Origin of the sequence: Ornithinimicrobium cavernae (genome assembly GCF_003121625.1) — a bacterium.
GTDB lineage: Bacteria > Actinomycetota > Actinomycetes > Actinomycetales > Dermatophilaceae > Ornithinicoccus > Ornithinicoccus cavernae.
The window spans coordinates 210,311-235,761 of the sequence record NZ_QDDJ01000004.1 but is presented as its reverse complement, the minus strand read 5'-3'; the positions used below and the strand labels follow the sequence as shown (position 1 = coordinate 235,761).

The 25,451-nt window shown below is 71.7% G+C and carries 20 protein-coding genes; 14 read left to right on the top strand and 6 right to left on the bottom strand.

Annotation, left to right across the window (positions count from 1 at the left end):
- Positions 1 to 13: 13 nt before the first annotated feature.
- Genes DA085_RS05890 through DA085_RS05880 form a run of 3 tightly spaced genes read left to right on the top strand, consistent with a single transcriptional unit; the run spans position 14 to position 3,289 of the window.
- Positions 14 to 1,267 carry a RuBisCO large subunit C-terminal-like domain-containing protein gene (locus tag DA085_RS05890; RefSeq protein WP_161958430.1) on the top strand — a complete coding sequence of 418 codons (1,254 nt, stop codon included), beginning with the start codon at positions 14 to 16 and terminating at the stop codon, positions 1,265 to 1,267.
- Complete coding sequence (locus DA085_RS05885) at positions 1,267 to 2,541, top strand: four-carbon acid sugar kinase family protein (protein ID WP_109472020.1); 1,275 nt, start codon at positions 1,267 to 1,269, stop codon at positions 2,539 to 2,541. Before DA085_RS05890 ends, DA085_RS05885 begins: the two co-directional genes overlap by 1 nt.
- On the top strand, positions 2,528 to 3,289 hold the full coding sequence (locus tag DA085_RS05880; protein WP_109472019.1) for a DeoR/GlpR family DNA-binding transcription regulator: 762 nt from the start codon (positions 2,528 to 2,530) through the stop codon (positions 3,287 to 3,289). Before DA085_RS05885 ends, DA085_RS05880 begins: the two co-directional genes overlap by 14 nt.
- Before the next feature lie 24 nt (positions 3,290 to 3,313).
- Here DA085_RS05880 and DA085_RS05875 read toward each other — a convergent pair whose 3' ends face one another.
- From DA085_RS05875 to DA085_RS05865, 3 genes are all read right to left on the bottom strand, one after another.
- Positions 3,314 to 4,615: an MATE family efflux transporter gene (locus tag DA085_RS05875; RefSeq protein WP_109472018.1), complete on the bottom strand. Its 1,302-nt coding sequence runs from the start codon at positions 4,613 to 4,615 to the stop codon at positions 3,314 to 3,316.
- Positions 4,616 to 4,660: 45 nt separating this feature from the next.
- The gene (locus DA085_RS05870; RefSeq protein WP_202619124.1) at positions 4,661 to 5,755 is read right to left on the bottom strand and encodes a PLP-dependent cysteine synthase family protein; all 1,095 of its coding nucleotides are present in this window, start codon (positions 5,753 to 5,755) and stop codon (positions 4,661 to 4,663) included.
- 77 nt (positions 5,756 to 5,832) lie between these two features.
- A complete protein-coding gene (locus DA085_RS05865; protein WP_109472017.1) occupies positions 5,833 to 6,510 on the bottom strand; it encodes a GntR family transcriptional regulator in 678 nt (225 codons plus the stop codon).
- A 149-nt stretch (positions 6,511 to 6,659) separates the two neighbouring features.
- Between DA085_RS05865 and DA085_RS05860 the strand changes: the two genes are divergently transcribed.
- The 6 genes from DA085_RS05860 to DA085_RS05835 all read left to right on the top strand — a co-directional run bounded on the left by DA085_RS05860 (position 6,660) and on the right by DA085_RS05835 (position 14,009).
- Entirely contained in the window at positions 6,660 to 7,688 is a 1,029-nt protein-coding gene (locus DA085_RS05860; RefSeq protein ID WP_109472016.1) for an NAD/NADP octopine/nopaline dehydrogenase family protein, read from the top strand.
- The gene (locus DA085_RS05855) at positions 7,685 to 9,157 is read left to right on the top strand and encodes an ABC transporter substrate-binding protein (protein WP_109472015.1); all 1,473 of its coding nucleotides are present in this window, start codon (positions 7,685 to 7,687) and stop codon (positions 9,155 to 9,157) included. Before DA085_RS05860 ends, DA085_RS05855 begins: the two co-directional genes overlap by 4 nt.
- Positions 9,158 to 9,236: 79 nt before the next feature.
- The gene (locus DA085_RS05850) at positions 9,237 to 10,160 is read left to right on the top strand and encodes a carbohydrate ABC transporter permease (RefSeq protein ID WP_202619119.1); all 924 of its coding nucleotides are present in this window, start codon (positions 9,237 to 9,239) and stop codon (positions 10,158 to 10,160) included.
- A complete protein-coding gene (locus DA085_RS05845) occupies positions 10,157 to 11,053 on the top strand; it encodes a carbohydrate ABC transporter permease (RefSeq protein WP_109472014.1) in 897 nt (298 codons plus the stop codon). The genes DA085_RS05850 and DA085_RS05845 overlap by 4 nt, the downstream gene beginning before the upstream one ends.
- 3 nt (positions 11,054 to 11,056) lie before the next feature.
- Positions 11,057 to 13,021: an FAD/NAD(P)-binding protein gene (locus DA085_RS05840; RefSeq protein WP_109472013.1), complete on the top strand. Its 1,965-nt coding sequence runs from the start codon at positions 11,057 to 11,059 to the stop codon at positions 13,019 to 13,021.
- Positions 12,993 to 14,009 carry a peroxidase-related enzyme gene (locus DA085_RS05835; protein WP_109472012.1) on the top strand — a complete coding sequence of 339 codons (1,017 nt, stop codon included), beginning with the start codon at positions 12,993 to 12,995 and terminating at the stop codon, positions 14,007 to 14,009. The genes DA085_RS05840 and DA085_RS05835 overlap by 29 nt, the downstream gene beginning before the upstream one ends.
- 70 nt (positions 14,010 to 14,079) lie before the next feature.
- Here the strand turns inward: DA085_RS05835 and DA085_RS05830 are convergent, their stop codons facing one another.
- From DA085_RS05830 to DA085_RS05820, 3 genes are read right to left on the bottom strand one after another with little or no spacing between them, the layout of a single operon-like run.
- Positions 14,080 to 15,288: a metal-dependent hydrolase family protein gene (locus DA085_RS05830; protein WP_109472011.1), complete on the bottom strand. Its 1,209-nt coding sequence runs from the start codon at positions 15,286 to 15,288 to the stop codon at positions 14,080 to 14,082.
- Positions 15,285 to 17,012, bottom strand: a complete 1,728-nt coding sequence (locus tag DA085_RS05825; protein WP_109472010.1) for a hydantoinase B/oxoprolinase family protein — start codon at positions 17,010 to 17,012, stop codon at positions 15,285 to 15,287. The genes DA085_RS05830 and DA085_RS05825 overlap by 4 nt, the downstream gene beginning before the upstream one ends.
- Positions 17,012 to 19,066: a hydantoinase/oxoprolinase family protein gene (locus DA085_RS05820; protein ID WP_109472009.1), complete on the bottom strand. Its 2,055-nt coding sequence runs from the start codon at positions 19,064 to 19,066 to the stop codon at positions 17,012 to 17,014. The genes DA085_RS05825 and DA085_RS05820 overlap by 1 nt, the downstream gene beginning before the upstream one ends.
- A 217-nt stretch (positions 19,067 to 19,283) precedes the next feature.
- Here DA085_RS05820 and DA085_RS05815 point away from each other — a divergent pair, with 217 nt between their 5' ends.
- The 5 genes from DA085_RS05815 to DA085_RS05800 are packed head-to-tail and all read left to right on the top strand — an operon-like array spanning position 19,284 to position 25,438.
- On the top strand, positions 19,284 to 20,378 hold the full coding sequence (locus DA085_RS05815; protein ID WP_109472008.1) for a sugar ABC transporter substrate-binding protein: 1,095 nt from the start codon (positions 19,284 to 19,286) through the stop codon (positions 20,376 to 20,378).
- Complete coding sequence (locus tag DA085_RS05810) at positions 20,375 to 21,877, top strand: sugar ABC transporter ATP-binding protein (protein ID WP_109472007.1); 1,503 nt, start codon at positions 20,375 to 20,377, stop codon at positions 21,875 to 21,877. The genes DA085_RS05815 and DA085_RS05810 overlap by 4 nt, the downstream gene beginning before the upstream one ends.
- Positions 21,874 to 22,881: an ABC transporter permease gene (locus DA085_RS05805; protein ID WP_109472006.1), complete on the top strand. Its 1,008-nt coding sequence runs from the start codon at positions 21,874 to 21,876 to the stop codon at positions 22,879 to 22,881. The genes DA085_RS05810 and DA085_RS05805 overlap by 4 nt, the downstream gene beginning before the upstream one ends.
- A gap of 32 nt (positions 22,882 to 22,913) precedes the next feature.
- Positions 22,914 to 24,356 (top strand): hypothetical protein, encoded by a 1,443-nt coding sequence (locus DA085_RS21135; protein WP_161958429.1) that lies wholly within the window; start codon positions 22,914 to 22,916, stop codon positions 24,354 to 24,356.
- On the top strand, positions 24,353 to 25,438 hold the full coding sequence (locus DA085_RS05800) for a DUF917 domain-containing protein (RefSeq protein ID WP_161958428.1): 1,086 nt from the start codon (positions 24,353 to 24,355) through the stop codon (positions 25,436 to 25,438). Before DA085_RS21135 ends, DA085_RS05800 begins: the two co-directional genes overlap by 4 nt.
- The last annotated feature ends 13 nt before the right edge of the window (positions 25,439 to 25,451 follow it).

Below are 25,451 nucleotides of genomic sequence, written 5' to 3'. Positions count from 1 at the left end.
AGGAAGTGAGCCAGTGAGTCAACAGGCGTATGTCGTCGCCACCTACAGCGTGGCGGTCGCCGGGGACCCCGAGGAGGCGGCAGCGGTCCTCGCTGGCGAGCAGTCCGCGGGGACCTTCACCCAGGTGGCCGGGGACACCCCTGAACTCCAACGGACCTTCGGTGCGAGGGTCGAGAGTGTTCGCCCGACGGGCCGGACCCGGGTCGCTGCCCGTGCCTATGACCGGGCGGAGGCACCGGAGCTCGTGCCGGAGTACGACGTGCGCATCGCCTACCCGGCAGGCAACGTGAGTGGCTCGGCCAGTCATCTGATGACGGTGGTCGCCGGGAACCTGTTCGAGCTGCGGACGCTGGCCGGTGTCCGCCTCGAGGACGTTGACCTGCCGGAGGTCACCGCCCGCGCGATCCAGCAGCCGATGCCGCACGGTGTCCGCGGCAGCAGGGAGGCCATGGGTCGCTCCGAGGGGCCCCTGCTGGGCACGATCGTCAAACCCTCGATCGGACTGGACAACGAGCAGGTCGCCGACCTCACCGGTGTCCTGGCCGGCGCGGGCCTGGACCTGGTCAAGGACGACGAGCTCAACGCCGATCTCCCGCACGCTCCGCTGCTCGACCGCGTGGACCGGGTGCAGCAGGTCCTGGAGCGGCTCGGGCACCCGGGGACGCAGTACGCCTACAACATCACGGGCACCCTGGACCAGATGAAGCGTGCTGCTGAGCACATCGAGGCCCGGGGCGGAACCACGGCGATGGTGGTCGTGCCGTGGGTCGGGCTGGAGGCGTTCGCCGAGCTGCGGCGCCACACCTCGCTGGTCCTGCAGGCCCACCGTGCCGGCTGGGGAGCCCTGGACAGATCGGCCGACGTCGGCATCTCCTTCCGGGTGTATGCCACGGTGCTGCGCCTGCTCGGTGCGGACCAGGTCCACGTCGGAGGGTTGCGGAGCAAGTTCTGGGAGCACACGCAGAGCATCTGTGCCTCGGTGGAGGCTCTGTCCCGCGAGGACTCGGTGGTGGCGGCGGCGCTCCCCGTGCTCTCCTCCGCGCAGACGGTGCTGACCGCCGCGGAGTCCTACGAGACGCTCAGGACGCAGGACCTCCTGGTCCTCGCGGGCGGGGGCATCCACGGCCATCCGGGCGGCCCCGAGGCCGGGGTGCGCAGCCTGCGTCTGGCCTGGGACGCCGCGGTGTCCGGGACGTCCCTGGCTGAGGTCGCCAAGGACCACCCGGAGCTGGCAGCTGCCGTCGAGCACTTCGCGGAGCGGGGCTGATGGACGTCTTCTTCGTCGCCGACGACTTCACCGGAGGCGTCGACGTGCTGCTGCAGGCGGCCAGGTGCGGGGAGTCCGCCACGATGTTCCTCTCCGAGGAGGCGTTCCTGGCGGCCGGACCGGGCGACCTGCGCAACTGCACGGGGGTCGCCACGACCTTCCGGCGCCGCACCCCCGAGGCGGTCCATGACAGTCTGCGCAGGATCCTGGACCACGCCGTCACCGCGCAACCGCGGGTGCTGCAGTACAAGATCTGCAGCACCGCCGACTCCTCACCGGTCCGCGGGTCGGTCCGGCCGGCCTTCGAGCAGTTCCTGGAGCGTGGGGCCCAGCGGGTCGCACTGTGGGCGGCGCAACCGGGACTGCGTCGCTACACGACGTTCGGCCACCACTTCGCCAACGACCGCGGCACGGTCTACCGGCTGGACCGGCAGCCCACGATGGCCAACCACCCGAGCACCCCGATGCACGAGTCGGACCTGCGGCTCCACTTTGCCGAGCAGATCGGTGAGGACGTCGGCAGTGTCACCATCGAGGACCTCCGCGACCAGGAGTCCCTGGGGGCAGCGTGGGCACGCGAGGCCGCTGCCGGGCGACGGCTCGTCGCGCTCGACGTCGTGCGCGAGGACGACGCCACCACTCACGGGACCTTCCTGGCGGGGGAGGCACCCGCATACGTCATCGGGTCGGGCGGTGCCACGCTGGGTCTGGGTGCCGGGATGGGGTGGCGGGAGGACCCGGCGCACCAGGTCCCCACCGAGGCGGCGTCCGGCCCCGTCCTGGTCGTGGCCGGGTCCTGCTCGAAGCTGACGGCGGCACAGATCGCCCACGTCGCGAACCGGCCGGAGTGGACCCTGCTGCCCTGGGAACCGGCCAGCGGGAGCGCGGCGGCGGTGGCCGAGCAGGCCGGGGTGAGCCTGGCTGCCGGCCAGCACGTCCTCGTGCACAGCGGCGGAGCGACCGGTGCGGCGACCGACCCCGAGCTGGGAGCGCGCGTGCCCGAGGGGCTGGCGCACGTCGTCCGCACCACTCTGGGGAGCTTCTCCAGGCTCGTCGTGGCTGGTGGCGACACCTCCGGTGATGTCCTTACACTCCTAGGCGCGACACACCTCACCACTGTGGCCGTGCTGGACCGTGACACGTGCCTCTGCGTGGTCAACGGGATCGGTGAGGAGACTCTGGAGGTCGTCCTCAAGGGCGGTCAGATCGGCGGCGTGGACTTCTTTGTCCGGGCCGCCCGAGGCGAGGGGGTCACGAGCGATGGCGACCGGTAAGCGCAGGCGGCAGGAGGCCATCTTCCAGGCGATCAGCCGGGAGGGCCGCGTCGATGTCGGAGCCCTGGCCGTGGATCTGGGCGTGTCGGCGATGACGGTCCGCCGCGACATGGCCGACCTGAGCAACCGCGGTCTGATCAACCGCGTCCACGGTGGCGCCACCAGCCGCCAGGACCCGGCGGTCCGGGCCGAGGTCATGCGCGCCGAGAAGCAGGCGATGGCCCGGTGGGTGGCCAGCACGGTGGTCGACGAGCAGTTCCTGGGACTCGACGTCGGCAGCACCTGCACGGCGATCGCGCGGGAGCTGAACGCCAGGGGCAGAATGACCGTGTTGTCGAACTCGCTGGAGGCGCTGCACGTGCTGCGCAGCGACGCTGTCGAGCGGCTGTGCGTCGCGGGCCAGATCAACGCCGAGGGCTCGATCATCCCGCACGATGTCGTGGCCGCCGTCGAGCCCTACGCCCTGGACAAGCTCATCCTCGGCTGCGGCGGCATCAGCGTCTCGCGCGGTGTCACCTACCACGAGGTCAAGGAGACCTTCTTCCGCCGGGCGCTCATCGACCGGGCCTCTGAGGTCGTCCTCGTCGCCGACCACACCAAGCTCGGGCGGGAGTCCAGCTTCTCGCTCGGGCGGCTGTCCCTCATCGACACGCTGGTCACGACACGCTCACCCGACGGGCCACTGGCCCAGAGCCTGGCCGAGGCCGGTGTCCAGGTCGAGGTCGTGGACGTGCCGGAGGGCGAGTAGCCAGCCACCCGGGCCGTGGGGTGCTCAGGCCCCCGTGACCATCCACGTGTCGCCACGTGCGCGCAGGTAGAGCCCACCGGCCCGCACCACCAGGAACCCGTTGAACGCCATCCAGAGCCACACCAGGCCGGTGACGCCGCTGGCGTCCGAGAACCACACGGCCAGTCCCATCGGCAGGTAGGCGACGAGGAACAGCGCCTGCGCCGCGGCCAGCCACCGGGTGTCTCCGGCGCCGATCAGGACCCCGTCCAGCACGAAGGCCACCGCGGCGACCGGCTGACCGACCGCGACGACAATGAGGGCCGCGGCCAGCCCGGCGCGGACCTCCTCGTCGCTGGAGAAGCCGAGCGGGATGACCCGGTGCAGCAGGACGGTCAACGCACCCAGCAGCACCCCGAACCAGACACCCCACCGGAGCAGCAGCACGGTGAGCGCCCGGGTGGCGGCGACGTCACCGGCGCCGAGGGACTTGCCGGTGAGGGCCTGGGCCGCGATGGCCAGCGCGTCGAGAGCCAGGGCCAGGGCACCCCAGTAGGTCAGGGCGACCTGGTGGGCAGCCAGCTGCGGCTCGCCGAGGCCGGCCGCCACCCAGGTCGTGACCAGCGAGACGCCGCGCAGCGAGAGGGTGCGGATGACCAGGGGGACCCCGCCGACCGCGGACCGCAGGACCCCCGAGGCGGTGAGCCGCAGCGGGGCCCCGAGCCGGCCGGCGGCGACCAGCACGACCCAGCCCAGCGCGAGTGCCATGGCGCTCTGGGCGATGACGGTGCCCCAGGCGGCGCCGGCGATGCCCCACCCCACACCGTGCACGAGCAGCAGGGACAGGCCGGCGTTGGCGGTGAACCCGACGACCGACACGACTAGGGGGGTGCGGGTGTCCTGGAGGCCGCGCAGGACACCGGTGGCGGCGAGCACCAGCAACATCGGCGGTATGCCGAGGGCCGAGACCCGCAGGTAGGTCACAGCCTCGGAGGTCGCCTCCGACGTGGCGCCGAAGACCCCCACGAGCGGTTCGGCCCACACGACCACGGCCGCGGCCGCGAGCACGCCGAGGATGACCGAGAGCCACAGGCCGTCGATCCCCGCGGACAGCGCGCCGCGCGAGTCACCGGCCCCCAGCCGGCGCGCGACGACGGCGGTGGTGCCGTAGGCGAGGAAGACGAAGACGTTGATGACGGTGAGCAGCACCGCGCTGGCGACACCCAGGCCGGCCAGGGACGACGTGCCGAGGTGCCCGACGATGGCCGAGTCGGTCAGGAGGAAGAGCGGCTCGGCCACCAGGGCGAAGAACGCGGGCACGGCCAGGCGCAGCACGTCCCGGCGCATCGAACCCGGCTCCGGCCCGGGCGAGGGGGGACCTGCCGTCACGGCCTACCCGGTCCACTCACCGGTGCGCCACGCGTGCTCCACGACCCGGGCGTAGGGCTCGACGTCCCAGCCCTGTGCCTCCACCCACTCCGCACGGTTGTAGGTGTCGGCGTAGCGGCTGGAGTCGTCGCAGAGGAGGGTGACGATCGAGCCGGGCTGCTGCCGGGCCCGCATCTCGCACGCGAGCCGCAGCACGCCATACATCGAGGTGCCGGTGGAGGGACCGCAGCCGAGCGCGAGCTCGGACCCCAGGAACCGCATCGTGGCGATCGACGCCGCGTCCGGCACGCCCAGCATCCGGTCCACGACGCCCGCCACGAAGCTGGGCTCGACGCGGGGGCGACCGATGCCCTCGATCCGTGAGCCGCGTGTCGGTGGGCTTTGGCCGTCGGCGAACGCCGGGAGGAACGAGGAGCCCTGCGGGTCGACGACGCACAGCCGGCTGGCGTGGCCCTTCAGCCGGAGGTAGCGACCGATGGTCGCCGACGTCCCGCCGGTCCCGGCGCCCACCACGATCCACGACGGCACCGGGTGGTCCTCCAGGGCCAGCTGCTCAAAGATCGACTCGGCGATGTTGTTGTTGCCCCGCCAGTCGGTGGCCCGCTCCGCGTAGGTGAACTGGTCCATGAAGTAGCCGTTGTGCCGCTGGGCCAGGTCCCGACTCACGTCGTAGACCGCGGCGGGGTCGTCGACCAGGTGGCACGTGCCGCCCTCGCGCTCGATGAGCGCGATCTTGCCGGGGCTCGTGCTGCGGTGCATCACGGCGACGAACGGCAGGCCGAGCATCCGCGCGAAGTAGGCCTCGCTGACCGCGGTCGACCCCGAGCTGGCCTCGATGATGGTCGTGCCCTCGTGGATCGAGCCGTTGCACAGCGCGTGCAGGAACAACGACCTGGCCAGCCGGTGCTTCAGGCTGCCCGTCGGGTGCGTCGACTCGTCCTTGAGATAGAGCTCGACGTCCCAGCCGGCCGGCATCGGGAGCTTGACCAGGTGCGTGTCCGCGCTCCGGTTGGCGTCGGCGGTCAGCCGCCGCACGGCCCCGTCGGTCCAGGTGCGGTCGGTCGGCCTCGGGGGTGACACGTCGGTCAGCGGCTCCACCGGGGCAGGGTCCGGGGACTGTGGGTATGCCGTGTGGTCGGCGCCCCGGTCGGGCGCCGGTCGGGTGTCCTGGCCCGTCACGTGACGGTGCCGGTGGGGGACAGGGCGCCCAGGAACGTCCTGGGGTCGCCGCGCAGGATGTTGGTGCGCGAGGTCTCGATGCTGCCCCGCGTGATCCTCGCCGCCGCTGCCGGATCTCCGGCGGCGACCGCGTCGATGAGGTCGGTGTGCCGGTGCCGCGGTGGGAGGGGCCCTCCCTGGGCGGCGCGGACAGCCAGGAACCACTGCATCTGGTCCTGCAGCTCGGCGACCATCTTGGTCAGCATGGGCATCCCGGCGATCCGGGCCACGCCGACGTGGATCTGGTTGTGGGTGTCCAGGTCGGGTGCGAGCTCGTCGCTCTGCTGGAAGCGCTCGTCCAGCTCCCGCAGGTGCTCGACCTGCTGCCGGGTGGCGCGCGTCGCGGCGAGCTCGCTCGCCGCGGGCTCGAGCAGCTCACGGAGGTAGTAGACGTGCTCGATGTCGGCGGTGGTGATCCGGTTCACGATGGTCCCGCGCTGCGGCAGGATCCGGATGAACCCCTCGGCAGCGAGCCGGTTGAGGGCCTGCCTGACCGGCGTCTTGCTCGTGCCCAGCTCGTCGGCGAGGGCTGCCTCGTCGACGAACGAGTCCGGCAGCAGCTGGGCATGGAGGACCCGGCTCTTGGCCAGGCTGTACGCCCGATCCACGAGAGAGCCCCTGCGCACTCCGTTCATGTCGGTCAGCGTAAAGCATCGGTCAAACTAGCGCCAGACTAAAACTTTAGTGTGGTTAGGTCTTGACACGACTGGGGTTTCTGCGTTGGACTCGACCCCACCTGTCGTTCCTCGTGGTGCGACGCCGGACCAAGGAGGGTTCAGATCCCATGAGTGTCGTCGTACTCGGAGACACCCAGGCCGTGGCAGTGGCCGGGTACGTCGCAGGGATGTCCGGCCGCAGGGTGCACCTGGTCCGACCGGACGCCCCACCTTTCCGTGAGGTCGAGGTCGGGCCCGAGGTGCATGCCGTGGAGGTGGTCGGTGCGGCGCAGGTGCCGCCCGGCCCCATCGAGGCCCTGGTGGTCGTGGCGGAGTCACGCGTGCTGGCTGACCTCCTGCAGCCGTTGGCTCCCCGGCTGACCGGGACCAGGATCCTGCTGGCACCCGGAGGCTTCGGCGGTGTGCTGCGGGTCCGGGCCTGGTTCCAGGAGTGGGGTCTGCCCGAGCCGCAGGTCGCCGAGGCCACCGGCTTCCCGGTCAGCGGCCGCGTGGTCGGCGAGCGGCTCTCCGTGCACAGCATCAAGCGGACGCTGCCGGTGGCAGGGGTCGACGAGACCGCCACGGCCGCCCTGCACGACTACTTCGTCGCGCTGCTGCCCGAGCTCGTCCCCTCGGACCTGACGACCACGTCGCTGTCGAACACCAACCACATGATCCATCCGGGGGTGGTCCTGGCGAACCTGTCCCGGGTCGACAACGGCGAGGCGTTCACGCTGTACCGCAGCGGCGTCTCGCCGGCCGTGGGCAGGCTGCTCACCGCGGTGGACCAGGAGCGGGTGGAGCTGGTCGACCGGTTGGGTGGTCGTGCGGCGGGTGTCCGCGACTGGATGCAGGACTTCTACGCCGCGGGTGGGATGAGCGGCGAGGACATCGGGGAGTGTCTGTTGTCCTACGACGCGTTCGGGCTGGTGCCCGCGCCGGTCCGCCTCGACTACCGCTACCTCGTGGACGACGTGCCCTTCGGTCTGGCCCAGTGGGCCCGGCTGGCGGACTCGGTGGGGGTCGACGTCCCGCACATGCGCTCGCTGCTGACCCTGCTCCGCGCGATCGCCCCGGAGCTCGACCTCGGTGCCGACGAGCAGGCGGCCCACCTCTTCACACAGTTCCTCGCATCCCACCAAGGAGTCCCCGCATGAGCAGCAGAATCCGTCACGAGCGCGAGACACTGGACACGCTCACCACTCGTCTGGTCAACGGCGACCTCGGTCGTCGGGGCTTCCTGATGGGCGCCATGGCCCTGTCGACCACCACCCTCCTCAGCGCCTGCGCCGGCGGCACCACTGCCCCGCAGTCCAGCGGCGAGGCCTCCAAGGTCATCCCGTTCTACACCGTGGAGAACGACCCGGCGACGCTGGCGTTCTACAACATGGCGATCGCGAACTTCAAGAAGGACCACCCGGACCTCGACGTCAAGGTGACCGTCTACGCCGACGCCAACCAGCTGCAGTACCTCACGACCGCCTTCCAGAACAACGTCGACCTGGGCATCTTCTCCCCGGCGGTCAGCTCGTTCGCCGACTTCGCACGGGCGGGCCACCTGGCCGAGCTCGACGACGTCGTGCAGGACATCGGCGAGGACGACTTCCTGCCGGGCACCCGGATCATCGTCGACGGCCACGACGTCGCGATGCCCCTGCAGAGCAACGCCTCGCTGGTCTACTACCGCAAGGACCTGCTGGAGGCCGCGGGACTGCCGGTCCCGGAGACGTTCGAGGAGTACCTCCACGCCATCGAGACGCTGGGCGCCAGCAACAACATCGCGGGCATCGCGATGGCCGTGGGGCCCACCCCGCAGCTGCCGCTGCAGTTCTTCGCGCCCTACATCTACCAGTCGGGTCACGACTACATGGACCGTGAGGGTCGCCTGACCTTCAACCACCCGGACGTGCTCGGTGCCGTGGAGAAGTTCACCTCCGTCATGCGGTTCGCGCCGCAGTCGATGTACAACGCAGCGTTCGGTGACATCGTCTCGGCCTACACGGCGGGTCAGGCGGCCTTCGCCACCTTCCCCGGCCGCCTCGGCGCGGTCCTGGCCGAGCGTGACCCGGACCTGGCCGAGCGCACGGGAGTCATGCGCATCCCGGCGGGTGACTTCAAGACCGGCCAGCTGCACTTCGGGTCCAGCCAGCAGTACGGCCTCTACTCCAAGACCGGCAACATGGAGATGGCCAAGGAGTTCCTCAAGCGCATTACCACCGGTGACGACGCCCTCGCCTTCGCCAAGACCGTGCCCGGTCACCTGCTCCCGCCGCTGAAGAGCGTGCGTGACAAGTTCCAGGCGGAGGTGGAGAACCCCAAGGAGGAGTTCTTCACCAAGCACGGCGACTGGCTCAAGACGTTCATGGACACTGCCCCGGACGCCATGACCGCGTCCGTGTCCATGGGGGCGGTCGTCGACAAGACCTACGAGCGCAAGATCACCAACCTGTGCCCGTTCGCCGCCGAGCTGTGGCCGTCACCTGCCTTTGACGGGGTCATGTTCCAGGAGATCCTGCTGGAGGACCGCAACACCGAGGAGGCCTGGAAGGACGCCAGCGGCAAGATGCAGGCCGTCATCGACGCCTTCCACAAGGAGCACCCGGACTGGACGCCGGAGATCATCTGAGGTTCCCGACCCACCGACCCACCCTGTCCCGGACCGTGGCCCCGCCCCGGTCCGGGACTGACCACGAAGGTTGAGTGAGATGGCCGAAGCCACGACCCTGCCCCCGCCCTCACCGGCGGCACCCCCGCCACCGGCGACCGCGCCGGCCCGACGACGCGACCCCCTGACCCGCCACCGGATGGGCCTGGTGCGGGTGCTGCAGTACGCGTGCCTGGCGGTCGTGGTGCTCGGGTCGATCATCCCGCTGTACTGGATCGTGCTCAACGCCTTCCGGGTGGACAGCGAGATCGCGGCCTACCCACCCACCTTCCTGCCGCGCTCCTTCACGATGGAGCACTTCACCAGCCTGTTCGAGGTCTACGGGTTCCAGCAGTACCTCATCAACAGCATGCTGGTCTCCACGACGGCCACGGCGGCCGCTCTGGTGCTCGGTGTCATGGCGGCCTACGGCATGAGCCGCTTCCGCTACCGCGCCGTGCGCGCCGTCGGCGAGCTGTCGCTGCTGGCCTACCTGCTGCCGCCCATCCTGGTGCTGGTGCCGATCACGCAGATCCTCATCGGCAACGGGCTGGGTGACAACAGGGTGGCCCTGGCGGTGCTGTACGCCGCCACGCTGCTGCCCTTCGCGCTGTGGATCCTGCGGTCCTACTTCAACGGCCTCGGCATCGAGACCGAGGAGGCGGCGATGATCGACGGGTGCACGCGGTTCGGTGCCTTCATCCGCGTGGTCCTGCCCCAGGCGCTGCCGGGGATCGTCTCCACCGCGATCTTCACCTTCAACGCGGCCTGGAGCGAGTACCTCTTCGCCTCGACCCTGATGACCAGCAACGAGAAGCTGCCCGCCAACCCGGCCATCTTCCTGCTGATGGGCCACATGGGCACCGAGTCGTGGGGCCTGCTGATGGCCGCGGCCATCACGATCATCCTGCCGGTCCTGGTGCTGTTCTTCATGGCCCAGCGGTGGCTTGTCTCCGGCCTGACCGAAGGGGCGGTGAAGGGATGAGGACGCGTCGCAGCCTCAGCGACCGCACCCTGGCGCACCTGCTGGTCGCGCCGGCGCTGGTCCTCATCGGAGTCTTCGCCGTCTACCCCTTCGGCGTCGCCGTGCTCAACAGCTTCAACTACGTCGACATCAACACCGGGGCGCTCACCCCGGTCGGGATGGACAACTACGTCGCCCTGGTGACCGACCCCCAGATCCGGGCGGCGTTCGGGCGCTCCGTCTACTGGACCGTCGCCAACATGGTGCTCCAGGTGGGGATAGGCGTGCTCATCGCCATGCTGCTCAACCTCAACCTGCGGGGCCAGCGCATCGCGCGCGTGCTCGTGCTGGTGCCCTACATGGTGCCGGCGATCGTCGCGGCCCTGGTCTTCCGGTTCATGTTCAACGACGTCACGGGCGTGGTGAACTACGCCCTGCGCAGCCTCGGGCTGATCGACGAGCCGCTGAACTGGCTGTCCGACCCGCAGCTGATGATGCCCACGCTGGTGCTGGTCAACGTCTGGAAGTACACCCCGTTCTTCGTCATCATCGTCCTCGCCAAGCTGCAGACGATCCCGCGAGACCTCTACGAGGCGGTCGCCATCGACGGCGGCGGGTGGCGGCACCGGTTCACCGCCGTCACCCTGCCCTCGATCATCCCCGTCGTCATCGCCGGCATGATGCTGCGGACCATCTGGACGGCCTACGACTTCGATGTGCCCTTCCTGCTGTCCAACGGTGGCGGGCCCTCCGGGTCGGCCATCACCGTGCCGCTGGCCATCCGGTCGCTGGCCTTCGAGCAGCAGCAGGTCGGTGTCGCCTCCGCCCTGGCCGTGTGCACGGCGATCCTGCTGACCGGCGCGCTCTACTTCTACCTGCGCGGCTACAAGCGCAGCGAACGGTCGGAGGGCTGAGGCGTGGCTGACACACCGCTACGGATCGCCGTCGTCGGGGCGGGGCCGCGCGGAGCCTCCGTCGTGGAGCGGCTCATCGCCAACCACGAGCTCGCCGGCCCGCGTCCCGTGCAGATCCTGCTCATGGACCCGCACCCGTTCGGCAGCGGTCGGATCTGGAGCGGGGACCAGCCGCACCACCTGCTGATGAACACCCTGTGCGCCGACGCGACCCACTTCACCGACGACACGGTGGCCTGCGAGGGCCGGCTGGTCACCGGACCGACGCTGTATGAGTGGGCCACCACCGTCGTGGCCGCGGAGCCCGCAGGTCACGAGCCCGAGATCGTCGACGAGGCGGGCCGGCTGCAACCGTGGAGCCATCCGTCCCGCAAGCTGCTGGGCCGCTACCTGGAGTGGTGCCACGCCCAGGACCTGACCCGGCTGCCCGACTCCATGTCCCTCACGCCGGTGCCGGAGGAGGTCATCGCGGTCCGTCCCCTGGACACCGAGGCCGAGGGTCTGGAGGAGGACGCGGGCAGCTACCGCGTCAGCACCACCGGTGGGTCCTGGCTGGTCGATGCCGTGGTCCTGGCGACCGGGCACAGCGACCTCAGGGCGGGCCCGCGCCAGGCGCAGCTGGAGGAGCACGCACGGCGGCACGGTCTGTTCCATGGCCCTCCGGCGAACCCGATCGACCAGGACCTCGACGGCGTCGCGGCGGGGGAGAAGCTGGCGGTCCGCGGCCTGGGCATGAACTTCTTCGACTACATGTCCCTGCTGACGACCGGGCGGGGCGGCCGGTTCACCGAGACCGGCGACGGCGGCCTGGTCTATGAGCCGTCCGGTCGGGAGCCGGTGATGGTGGCCGGTTCGCGGCGCGGCGTGCCCTACCGGGCCAAGGGGGCCTTCGGCACCATGACGCCGACCTTCGAGCGGCGCTACCTGACCGACGAGCACCTGGAGCTGCTCGCGGGCGCCGGGCGACAGCTGGACTTCATGACGGACCTGTGGCCCTACGTCGCCAAGGACACGTTGTGGACCTACTACTCCGTCCTGGCCGCCACCCGTCCGGAGGCCCTCACCGTGGAGCTGGACGAGCTCGTGTCGCACCTGGACGACCACGAGTGGGGCGACCCCGGGCTGACGCGCGCCCTCGCGGACATGGTCCCGGAGGAGGCCGACCGCCTGGACCTCGAGCAGCTGGACCGGCCCCTGCGGGGCCGCACGTTCGCCGACCAGGCCGAGCTCACCGCGTGGTGGAGGGCCGACCTCGCCCACGACTACGCGCAGTCCCAGCTCGGCTACGGCAGCGCGCTCAAGTGCGCCTCGGTCGCCCTGGGAGCCGGCCGGGCGCCCATCCGCAACCTGGCCCGCTACGGCGGGTTCACCGGCACGTCCTACTCCCGGCACATCGAGGGGTGGTTCCGCGGGTTCGGCGGCGCCCTGGCCAGCGGCCCGCCGGCCCGGCGCATCCTCGAGCTGGGGGCCCTGGTGGACGCCGGCCTGGTGATCCCTGCCGGCCCCGACATGCGCGTCGAGGCACGCGAGGACCACTTCGTGGTCACCTCACCCGCCGTCGCGGGCACCGAGCACCGGTGCCAGGGCCTGCTCGAGGCCCACCTCCCGCCGGCCGACGCCGCCCACTCCGGCAACCCCCTGATCAGGCAGCTGGTCGACGAGGGGCACGCCCGCCCCTACGTGATCCCGGACCCCGGGGCCCCCGACTTCGTGTCGGGCGCCCTCGAGGTCGGCCCCCAGCCCTATGCGCTCGTGAACAGCGAGGGCCAGGAGCAGGCGGGGCTGTATGCCATCGGCGTGCCGCTGGAGTCGATCCACTGGGGGACCCAGCTGGGTCCGCTCGCCCGCACCAACTCGCGCTTCCTGCGCGACACCGACGCCGTGGCCCGCGCCGCGCTCACTCATGGAAAGGCCCGACATGACCTTGCCCGGACCCCCGTTGGACAGGCTGCGCGACACCACGCGTGAACACACCCAGGAGTTCTGGGAGGCCGTCTTCGGGCAGGACCCGACGCGCCGCACCGACGCCCTGAGCCGTGCCGAGGCGACCGAGGTCGCGCGGGTGGCCCTGGAGGCGACGGGGGACGAGCTGGTGCTGCCCGCGACCGACGGGGCGGAGGCCGACCGCGCGACCGACGGCGGTCTCACCGGCCCGGCGCGCACCGCCCTCCTCGACCACGTCCGGTCGATGGCGCTGGACCCCACGGCCTGCGGGGAGCGGGCCATCAGCGCGCTCACGGAGGCGGGGGTGCGTCCGGCCCAGATCGTCGGCGCCAGCCAGGTCGCCACCTTCGCCATCTTCCTGTCGCGGCTGCTCCGCTCGCACGCGCTCCTCGACGAGGCGCTGAACGGCACCACCGAGAGCCAGCCCCTGCCGCAGGCCCCGGTGGACGGCGACGAGCTCGGTCACCCGCGCACCGAGTTCCCACTCATGGACTGGTCCGGCTGGGTGCTCGCCCGGACGGTGGACTCGCCGGGAGCGCCGGACGACGCCAAGGGTGCCTCCGACTACTACGGCGTCCTGAACCACGTGCCGGACCTGCTGGCGCTGCGGACCGCGCTCTACGACGCGATCATGACGGGGCCCGGCGAGCTGGACCGCGCCGACCGCGAGCTGGTCGCCCTCGCCACGTCCCTGGAGACCGGGTGCTCCTTCTGCGCCTCGGTGCACGGGCGCCGGCTGTTCGCGCTGTCGCGGGAGACCGGCTCCGGCCCGTTGCTGAAGCACCACGGGCCGGCGGCACTGCCGACGGACCGCGAGCGGGCACTGGCCACGCTGGGGGCTGCCGTGGCGCGGACGCCGGTCGCGGTCGACTCCGGTCACGTCGCGGCGCTGCTGCAGGCCGGCCTGACCCCCGCCGAGGTCATGGACGCCGCGGCCGTGGCGGCGATGTTCACCTGGGCCAACCGGTTGATGCTCACCCTGGGTGAGGGCACCGCCAAGCCACGCCGTTGATCCTCCGCCCGGGCGGGGCGGGAGGCGGTTGAGCAGGTGACGGTCCGCCCCGGTCGGGACGGGAGACGGCTCAGCCGGTGACGGTCCGGCCGGCCTGCAGCACCTGCCGCGGGCGGGACGGGTCGGCCAGGACGCTGATGTCGGCCAGCGGGTCCCCGTCCACGAGGACCAGGTCGGCGACGGCACCCGGGGCGATGCGCCCGAGGTCCGGGCGCCCGATGAGGTCGGCGTTGACCGACGTCGCCGAGCGCAGTGTCTCGTAGGCCCCGATGGCCTCGGCCTGCAGGGTCAGACCGGACAGCTGCTCGGTCTCCAGCGTGCCCATGAGGTCGGTGCCGAACCCGACGCGCACCCCGGTGCGGAGCGCGAGCCGGACGGCGTGCTGCCCGGCGTCCAGGACCTCGGCGTTCTTGTCGCGCGAGACCGCCGGCATGCCGAGCTCTTCACCGCGCCGGCCCATGGCCGCATAGGTGGCCAGGGTGGGCACGAGGAACGCGCCGTGGTCGGCCATAAGGGCCGCGGACTCCTCATCGAGGAGGTTGCCGTGCTCGATGCTGCGTATGCCGTTTGTTACCGAGTGCCTGATGGCCTCGGGGGAGTAGGCGTGGGCCGCGACGTAGCTGCCCCGGCGGTCGGCCTCCTCCGCGACGGCCGCCAGCTCCTCGGCCGAGTACTGCGGGATCCGCAGGGGATCGGTGGGGGAGATGACCCCGCCGGAGGTCATCACCTTGATCGCGTGGGCGCCGGTGCGGAACCGCTCGCGGACCGCGCGGCGCAGGTCGTCCACGCCGTCCACGACCTCGGTGGAGTGCCCCCCGCACACGCAGATCTCCAGGTCGGCCGAGCGCGGGTCGCCGTGGCCCCCGGTCTGGCTCAGCGCCGGCCCCGTGTAGAGGTAGCGCGGTGAGCTGAACAGGCCCTCGCCGATGGCCGACGCGAGGCCGGCGTCCCCGCCGGCCACGTCCCGCACCGTGGTGAACCCGCGCGCCAGGGCCCGGCCCAGCCGGCCCGCCGCTACGTGCGCGACGTAGCTCAACGGTCGGCCCTCGTTCTCCACCATGCTCAGCGACACGGCATACGCATGGAAGTGGGCGTCGATCAGACCGGGGAGGAGGGTGCGCCCCGCCCCCTCGATGACCTCGGCGTGCGGGTCGGCCTGCTCGCGGGCCGCCTCACCGACGGCGGTGATCAGGCCGTCGCGGACCACCACCGGTCCGTCCACGAGGGACTCCGACTCGCCGTCGAAGACGGCGACGTCCGTGATGACGACAGTGGTCACGAGGACACCCCCTCCCGCAGCCGCCGGGTGCCGTCCTGGTCGACCTCGAACGTCACTGGATCCACGGCCACACGGTACAGCTCGGCGGCCGCGCGGACGGAGACGAAGCCGTTCCGGACGTCCTTGGCGACCCGCGCCGGGTCCCGGCGGGCCGGGTCGCCGTGGCCGCCCCCGCCGCCCGTGTTGTTGACCAGGACGTCGCCGGTGTCGAGGTGGTTGTAGCTGCCGCCCTGCACCTTCTCGCGGTCCGTTCCCGGGTTGAGCACGATGTGGTTGTTGTCGCCCTCCAGGCCGCCCTCGACGCCCCACGGCTTGGTCACGGTCTTGTAGACCAGGCAGATCCCGGTGGACGGGCTCAGGAACCGGTAGGTCCGGCCGACGCCGACCCCACCGCGGAAGGTGCCCGCGCCACCGGTGTCGGTGCGGTAGCCGTAGGACTCGATGAACATCGGCGACTTGGACTCGAGCACCTCGATCGGGTTGTTGCGGCACCCGGGCTCGGACAGGTGCATGATGCCGTCCTCGCCGTCGTCCTCGGACGTCGCGCCGAAGCCGACCGCCTCGTTGGTCGCCTCCAGCCACGGCTCGTTGTTCCGCGGGTTGACACCCAGGCCCATCATCGAGCACACGTCACCGCCGGACGCCGCGGGCACGCCCTCCATGCCGCCGGAGGCCAGCGCCTTGAGGATCACCTCGCCGGCGATCAGGCCGGTCCACAGGGTGAACGTCGGCTGTGGCGGCTCGGCGTGCATCACCGAGCCCGGCTCGGTGATGATCCGCAGCGGCCGGAAGTTGCCGGCCACGACCGAGGTGTCCGGCGTGGTCAGGGACTTGAACACCAGGCTGGAGAGCGCCTCGGTCAGGCCGCGCGGGCAGTTGATCGGGCCCCGGACGTTCATCTCGCTGCCCGTCCAGTCGATCACCATCTCCTCGTCGGTGATGGTCACGGTGACGTTCATCCGGATCAGCCGGTCCAGGTCGACCCCGTCGTTGTCGACGAAGTCGTGCGCGGTCCAGGTGCCCCGGGGCAGCTTGTCCAGGGCGAGGCGCGCCAGGCGCTCGCCGTGGTCGTTGATGGCGGCCATCGCGTCCACCAGCACGTCGGTGCCGTACTTCTCGGCGATCTCCTGCGTGCGCCGGACCCCGGTGATGCACGCGGACACCTGCGCCTGGATGTCGCCGATGGTGCGCTCGGGCAGCCGGCTGTTGAAGCGGATCAGGTTGAAGATGTCGTCGTTCTGCACGCCGCCGCGGTAGAGGCGGCTGCACGGGAAGAAGATGCCCTCCTGCGACATGTCGGTGGAGTCCAGGACGTAGCCCGGGTCCTTCTGCTTGAGGTCGAGCACGTGGATGCGGCACGACGCGAAGCCGATGAGCTGGCCGGCGTGGTGGATCGGTGCGAACACCAGGGGGTCGAGGGTGTGGGCGGCCGACCAGTAGGGGTAGTTGAGGATGAACACGTCACCCTCGCCCATGGCGTCCGCGCCCAGGAACTCCAGCGACTTCTTGATCCCGTGGTCGTTGCCCCGGGTGAAGATCGCGATGCCGGGGGCGTCCGCGACGACGTCGCCGGCGGCGTCGTGGATGCCCAGGCCGTAGTCGTGGATCTCGTAGACGACCGTGTTGTAGGCCGTGCGGCACAGGTTGCGTGCCATCTCCTCCGCGCCGGCCAGCAGGCCGTGCCGGATGACCTCGGTCGTGATGTTGTCCGTGCCCGTCCTCATCAGTTGGCTCCTGCGTCGTCGTGGGTGAGGGTGATGACCAGCTCGCCGAGGGCACCGACCTCGCAGTGCTCCGAGGCGTGCAGCACCGTCGTGGCCGTCCGCTCGGCCACCACGGCGGGCCCCTGGATCCGGTCGCCCTGCAGCAGGTCCTCCCGGGTGTACAGGGCATAGGGGACGGCCGGCTCGTCGTCCGAGCGGAACACCGAGCGCACCCCCGCCGGCTCGGGGGAGCCGGACGTGCGGGTCGGCAGGGTGGGCAGCACCGGACGCTCGACCGCGCCCACCGCCTGCACCCGCAGGGTCGTGATCTCGACCGGGTCCTGCATGACGTGGCCGTAGAGCCGCTCGTGCAGCTCGGCGAACGAGGCGCCGACGGCACCGACGAGGTCGGTGTCCCCGTCGGGGAAGGGCAGGGTGACCGAGTGCTCCTGCCCGGAGTAGCGGACGTCGAGGGTGCGGACCATCGTCTGCCGGTCGGTCGGGAACCCCTCCTCCTCCAGCAGCGACCGTCCCTCGGCCTCCATCGCGTGGAAGGCGTCGTCGGCCGCCTCCCGGGTCAGCTCGGCCAGCGGCATGACCTGGGTGCGCGAGAAGTCGTGCTGGACGTCGGCCATCAGCATGCCGAAGGCACAGAAGGCGCCCTGGCCCGGGGGCACGACGACCGTGGGGATGCCGAGCTCGCGCGCGACGTCGACCGCGACCAGGCCGCCGGCGCCACCCAGCGAGAGCAGGGTGAAGGTGCGCGGGTCGCGCCCGAGGTCGACGGTGATCGCCCGCACGGCGCCCATGATCTTGGTGTTGGAGATCTGCACGATGCCGCGGGCCAGCGTCCCCACGCTCATCCGCAGCTGCTGGGCGATCGGCTCGAGGGACTTCAGCGCCAGGTCGCGGTCCAGGGTGAGGGAGCCGCCGAGGGCGGTCTCCGAGCCGAGGTAACCGAGCGTGAGCGCGGCGTCGGTGAAGGTCGGCTCCGTCCCGCCGTTGCCGTAGGACGCGGGACCCGGCGTCGCGCCGGCGCTCTGCGGGCCCACCTGCAGGGCGCCCGCCCCGTCGAGCCAGGCGAGGGAGCCGCCGCCCGCGCCGATCGTGTGGATGTAGAGCGAGGGGGTGTTGATCGGCAGGCCCTCGAACTCCGCACCCTGGTAGACGACCGGCTCGTGGTCGAGGACGAGCGAGGCGTCCAGGCTCGTGCCTCCCATGTCGATGGTGATCAGGTTGGGCTGGTCGATGATGCGGGAGAGGGCTGCGGCACCGATCACGCCTCCGGCGGGCCCGGAGAGGATGAGGCTCACCGGCTGGTGGCGTGCCTGGGAGGCGGTCATCGCCCCGCCCCCGGAGCGGGTCATCAGGAAGCGTCCCCCGAACCGGGCCTGCGCCAGCTCGTCCTCCAGGGCGGCCAGGTAGCGGGTGACGATCGGCTTGATGTAGGCGTCGATGACGGCGGTGCTGGTGCGCTCGTACTCGCGGTACTCCCGGGACAGGTGGTGGGACAGGGTCACCGCCACCCCCGGGGCCTCCTCGGCCAGGATCTGCCCCATCCGCGTCTCGTGCTCGGGGTTGGCGTAGGCGTGGAGGAACGCCACGGCCACGGCCTCGTAGCCGCGGGCAGCAACCTCCCTCGCGACCCTCCGGGCGTCGTCCTCGTCCAGGGGGCGGTGCACGCCCCCGTCGAAGGTGCTGCGCTCGTCGACCTCGAAGGTGTCGTAGCGCTCCATGAGGGCCGGGGGCTTGCGGTAGGTGATGTCGTAGTTGACGCGCCGGTCGGTGCGTCCCAGCAGGTAGACGTCCCGGAACCCCTTGGTCCCGATGACCGCGATCCGGGCGCCGTTGCGGGTCAGGAGGGCGTTGAGGCCCAGGGTCGTGCCGTGGGTGAACATGGCGACCTCGTGGACCGGGGCACCGGCCTTGTCGAAGGAGCTGAGCACCCCCTCGGTCGGGGCCTGCGGCGTGGTGGAGACCTTGTCGAAGACCAGCTCCCCGGTGCCGGGGTCGAGTTTGACCACATCGGTGAACGTGCCTCCGACGTCCACCGCGATACGCGTGGTCCGGTCCATGGCTCCTCCTGTGTCAGCGCAGAACGGGGTGACCTGCACCCGCGGACCTGCAGTCTGCGAGCGCCCGGACCCGACAGATCGGTCGCGCTGCACACCGGCGACCGCCGCGCCCGTGCGCGGTGCACAATTGCCCCGGCCCGCACCTTCGTACCTTCAGTCACCCCCGCGGGTGCCGTCGCAGCGGCCACACCGCATACCCGAATGACAGGAACGATCGATGAAGCTCTGGACCCACCCCCGATCGGCCGTCGCTGCGCTTGCCGTCAGCGGCCTGCTCCTCACGGCCTGTTCCGTCGACAAGCCCGACGCCAACGCTGCCGGTGACGACGACTCCGCCAGCACCTCCGGCTCCGGCGGGACCGCGAGCGCCGTCCAGATCACCGGACCGGACTCGGTGCCCGAGGCCCCCGAGGACGAGGAGCTGTCCGTCGCCTTCTTCGGCTTCGCCCGGGCCAACTCCTTCGCCGCGGCCACCTTCGCCGGCATCGAGGAGTATGCGGGGGAGCACAACGCGACCGCGGAGTTCCTCGACCCCAACTTCGATGCCCAGAAGCAGGCCAGCCAGATCCAGGACGCCGTGACGTCGGGCCGCTACGACGTCTTCATCGTCCAGGCCAACGACGGCACGGCGGTGATGCCGGCCATCGAGCAGGCCCTGGCCCAGGACATCACGGTGGTCATCGAGTTCACGCCCGTCGGCACGCAGTACGACACGGCCGAGCCGCAGGTCGACGGCACCATCACGCTCGTCGACGTGCCCACGGAGAACGGAACGACCCTCGGTGAGCTCGGGGTGGAGGCCTGCGAGGAGGCCGGGGTCGACCCGTGCCAGGTCGCCTACCTGGAGGGCTTCAAGAGCCTGCCGCTGGACAACGCCCGGACGGACGCCGTCAAGGAGGTCCTCGAGGGTGCCGACGGGGTCGAGCTCGTGGCCTCGGTCGAGGGCGGCTACACCCGCGACTCGGGACGCACGGCGATGCAGGACATCCTGCAGTCCCACCCGGACGTCAACGTCGTCATCGGCTCCTCCCAGGCCGTGGCCGGGGCGGCGGGCGTCGCCGGCGACCGGGAGATCGCCTTCATCGGCAACGGCGGCTCGCGTCAGGCCGTGGACGCCGTGCGCGCCGGGGACTGGTTCGGCACGGTGTGCCTGCCGGAGCGCACCGCGGGCGCCACTGCCGCTGCGCTGGGCCTGGCCGCCGCCCGCGGTGTCGACGTGCCGGACACCAACACCTCCGCGGCCCTGTCGCCGGTCGAGGGCCGGTGCACGCAGGACACCGTGGGTGACATCCAGGGCGAGTACGACGAATGACAGTCGGCGTGGCCCTGCAGGGCATCGTGAAGAGCTATGCCGGCACCCAGGTACTCCACGGTGTCAGCGTCTCCTTCACCCCCGGCAGGGTCTACGGGCTGGTCGGTGAGAACGGCGCCGGCAAGTCCACGTTGATGAAGATCCTCACCGGCGTGGAGCGGCCCACCGCCGGCTCGGTCGTCATCGACGGTGAGCCCGTGGTGCTGCGCAACCCCGCCGACGCCCTGGCGCGGCAGATCAGCATCATCTCCCAGGAGCTGACCACGGTGCCGGCACGGACCGTGCTGGACAACGTCTTCCTGGGCGACTGGTCGAGCCGGGGCGGGTTCCTCCGCGGCGCGGAGGACCGGCGGCGCTACGAGGACCTCTGCGAGCGGGTCGGGTTCCGGCTCGACCCCGACCGGGTCGTCGGCGCGCTGTCGATCGCCGCGCAGCAGCAGGTCGAGATCCTGCGGGCGGTCTCCCGCGGCTCGCGGCTGCTCGTGATGGACGAGCCGACCGCGGTGCTCACCGACACCGAGACGAAGGCCCTCCTGGCCCTGGTCAGGCGGCTGGCGGACCAGGGTGTCATCGTGGTGCTCGTCTCGCACTTCCTCGAGGAGATCCTCGGCGTGGCCGACGAGATCACCGTGCTCCGCGACGGTCGCCACATCCTCACCGGGCCCGCGGCGGAGCAGACCGCCGAGTCGCTGGTCACCGCGATGGCCGGCCGCGCGGTCGACGTGATGTTCCCGCCGCTGCCGGAGGTCGCCGCGGACGCACCGGTCGTCCTGGAGGCCCGAGGACTGGTCCGGTCGACCGCCGTGCGCAACGTCGACCTCACGGTCCGCCGGGGCGAGATCGTCGGCCTGGCCGGCCTGGTCGGCAGCGGACGCTCCGAGGTGGCGCGCCTCATCTTCGGCGCCGACCGGATGGAGCGGGGAGAGGTCCTCGTCAACGGCCGCCCCGTCGGCGTCCGGTCCCCGGCCGACGGGATGCGGGCCGGCATCGCGATGGTGCCCGAGAGCCGCAAGGACCAGGGGCTGCACCTCAACCAGTCCATCGCCAGCAACGTCACCCTGCCCAGCATGCGGCGGCTGGCCCGCTGGGGCCTGCGGCGCGGCCGGGCCGAGCGCGCGCTGGCGGCCGACGCCGTCCGCCGGCTCAACGTCAGGGGCGCCAACCTCCTGGGCCCCGTGTGGACCCTGTCCGGTGGCAACCAGCAGAAGGTGCTCTTCGCCAAGTGGGTGGCCCGTCGCCCGCAGTTGCTCATCGTCGACGAGCCCACCCGAGGGGTCGACGTCGGCGCCAAGGCCGAGATCCACCGGCTCCTCGCCGAGCTCGCCGCCGACGGCATGGCGGTGCTGCTGATCTCCTCGGAGATCGACGAGGTCATCAACATGGCGCACCGCGTGGTCGTGCTGCGCCAGGGCCGGGTCACAGCGGAGGTCGACGCACCCGAAGCCACCCCCGAACGCGTGCTGTCCGCCGCCTTCGCCGAACGAGAGGACCTGTCATGACCGCGACCGTCCCCCAGACCGCCCCGACGAGCACGACACCGACTCCGCAGGAGCGGCGCGGCCGGCGCTCGCAGCTCGCCCGCGACTACGGCATCGTCATCAGCATCGCGGTGCTGGTGCTCGTGCTGTCGGTGACCACCGACACCTTCCTGACCGGCAGCAACCTGCGCAACCTGGCCGACCAGCTCGTCGTCGTCGGGATCCTGGCCTGCGGCGCCACCCTGTGCATCATCTCGGGCGTCTTCGACCTGTCCTCCAGCGCCGTGCTGGCGGTGAGTGCCATCGTCGGGGTCCTGGCGACCCAGGAGTTCGGGGTCGCCGCAGGCTTCCTGGTGGCCGTGGCCGTCGGGGCCCTGCTGGGTCTGGTCAACGGGCTGATCGTCACGGGCATCGGGGTGCACTCCTTCATCGCCACGCTGGCCTCGAGCATCGTCTTCCGCGGCGTGGCCGTGCTGATGACCGGCGGCGCCATCGTCTACCCCCTGACCGACCAGATGATCGACTTCCGCACGCTCAACTACGCGGTGCAGCCGATCGGCCTGACCCTTGCCTCCTGGTTGTTCTTCGCGGTCCTGGCGATCACCTGGGTGCTGCTGTCCCGCACCAACTTCGGCCGGAGCCTGTATGCCGTGGGAGGCAACCCGGAGGCCGCTCGCCTGGCGGGCATCAGTGTCGAGCGCACGCGGATCATGGCCCTGGTGATCAGCGGCACCTGCGCGGCCCTCGCCGGCCTGGTCCTGGCCTCGCGCGCGGGCTCGGCGCAGGCCAGCCTCGGCACCGGGCTGGAGCTCACCGCCATCGCCGCGACCGTCGTGGGCGGCACGAGCATCATGGGTGGTGAGGGGGCGATCTGGCGGGCCGGCGCGGGCGTCCTGATCCTGCAGCTGTTCAGCAACGGCTTCAACCTGCTGGGGTGGGACACGACCTACCAGCAGGTCCTCACCGGAGCCCTGATCCTCATCGCCGTCAGCGTCGACCAGGTGCTGCGCAGGAAGCGGAAGTAGCCAGCGGGAGCGGGGACGTCATCGTCCGCCCGATGACCGACAATGACGTGGTGCACGGCACCGTCGGAGTCCGCATCGCGCCCGGGTCGGTCGCGGTCGGGCTGCTGCCGGCCGGGCCCGACCCGGGCGCCGCGACCCCGCTCCTGCGCAGCGCCGCGCTGGAGGGGCTGCCGGGGTCGCAGGTCTGGGACGCCCAGCTGACCCAGCACCTGGACGGCCTGCTCGACCCGGCCTGGCCCGAGCCGCTGCACGGGTCGGTCCTGGACATCGGGCCGGTCCTGGACGCCGTGCTGCGCCCCGGCGCCGGCGTCCGCCTGGGCCGGGTGACCACGGTGCGGATCGCCCCTGCCCTGGGCCCGGGGCAGCAGCCCCTGCTGCGCTGGCCGCAGTGGCTGCGGGACCAGGTCGACGGTGGCTGGGTGCACCTGGTCGGCGGCACCGACCTGCTGGGCCGGTCCCCGCACCCGATCGACACCTCGGTCCTGGACGCGGCCCTGCGGACAGCCGATGCCCAGGAGGCTGACGTCATCGCCGTCGCCGCGGTCGGGGCGCTCCTGGAGTCCGACACCGAGTTCGCGGTGGCGGAGTACCTCGTGCGCCACACCGACCGCCCCGTCGTGCTCTCCCACGAGGTCGGCGGGCGGCGGTACATGGAGCGCGAGAACGCCGCGATCCTCAACGCGGCCCTGCTCGGCCCGGCCGGTCGGCTGCTGGACCTCGTCGCGCAGGCGTCACCCGGGCTCCGGCTCGAGGACCAGTCGGTGCTGCGGGCCGACGGCTCGCGGATCGGCCGCGAGGAGGCCCGCTTGTTCCCCTGGTCGCTGGTGGACACCGTGCCCGCGGCGCTCGCGCAGGGTGCCGCCGCCCTGGTGGGGACCGACACCGCCCTGGTGCTGGTGTGGAGCCCGGAGCGGGCACGCCTGCTCACGCTGGAGGGCGGCGTCCTGCGCGCCCACCACTTCCGCTCGCTCCCGGACGTGCCGGACGTGCGGGTCGCGCAGCGGCACGCCGCCCACGTCTCGGTGCGCGGCACAGCTCCCGGGCAGCACCTGAGCAGCGACCTGCTCGGTGGTGACCAGAGCGTCCTGCTGGTGCCGGGCACCCCGCCGGACCGCTCGGGATGGTCGGCTGAGAGCCGGGCCGACTTCGAGCGCTATGCCGCCGAGCTCGTGCGGCAGGTGCCGGAGGCCGTCGCCCTCGACGAGGACCTGGCGGGGGTCTGTGCGCTCGGCGCCGCGATTGCGCGCGCCCAGAGCGAGGTGGTGCGCTTTGCTGTCGTGGAGGACATCGGCGACCTCGGGGCGCAGCGCAACCTGACCAGGGAGCTGGCCCGGGGGCGGGTGCTGTCAGCGGTGGGGGCACCGGCCGAGCAGGTCACGATCGCCGACCAGGCCTCCCCCCTGTCGTTCCTGAACTCCGGGCCGGTCCTCATCCGGGTGCAGGTCGTGGGCACCACGACAGGCGGTGTCTCGTGAGGCTGTCGGTCGAGTCGTTCGACGAGCTGTTCGCCGGGAGCCAGCTGGGCGTCATCTCGGCGGCCAGCACCTCGCCCGGCTACCACGACCTGTGGGTGCGGGACGTCTGGGCGGACCGCGGCCCGGTGGAGCTGGTCGCGCCGGAGGACGTCGACCGCCTGTTCGGTCCCGACGACCTCGCCGCGTGCGTGGGCATGGTCGGGTCGCTCACGGCCGTGGAGGAGACACCGTTCCGGGATGACGCGCCCCTGATGGCGGTCCGGGAGCTGGAGCGGGTCCTGGGACGCCGTGTGGCCGCGCTCGCGCCGTTGAACGCGTCCGGCCCCAACCTGCTGCTCACGGTGGCGGCGGCGTGCCTGACCGGTCTGCCACTGCTCGACTGTGACGGACAGGGGCAGATCCTGCCCCTCATCGACCAGACCACCTACACCCTCGGTGGGCTGTCGGCGGCACCCCTGGCGGGCGTCGGCCCCTGGGGTGACATCGTCACCCTGCAGTGTGCGCCCGAGCGGACCGAGACCCTGACCAGGGCGGCCGTCTCGGGTGCCGGTGGGTGGCTGTGCTGCGCGCTGTACCCGTCTCCCGTCCGCACCCTGGTGGCCGCGGGTATCCCGGGTGCGGTCTCCCGCAGCGCCGAGGCGGGGCGGCTGCTGGTCTCCGACCGGGACCAGCTCGGCTCCCGGCTCGCGCAGCAGCTCGGTGGCCGGATCCTCGGGCGTGGTCGCGTCCGCGAGATCAGCCAGCACCGGGGCGTGACGGCGGCCTCGCGGCAGCCCGCCCGTCCGGTGACGATCGTGCTCGACGACCTGGCTCCGCAGCGGGGTGAGCTGCAGCTGGAGGTCCGCAACGAGGCGGTGCTGGTCCTGTCGGACGGGGCGGTTGCCGCGGCCGCACCGGACATCATCTGCCTGCTGGACCCGCTGCGGCGCCGGATGGTCGACATGCTCGAGCTCAAGGCCGGCGACGTCGTCGAGATCCTGGTGCTGCCGGCCAACGAGCGGTGGTACACCCCCGCCGGGGTCGAGCTGGCCGGGCCGGCGTCGTTCGGCCTCCCGATCAACCGACCGGCGACCGTCCCGTGAGCCGCTGCCCGTT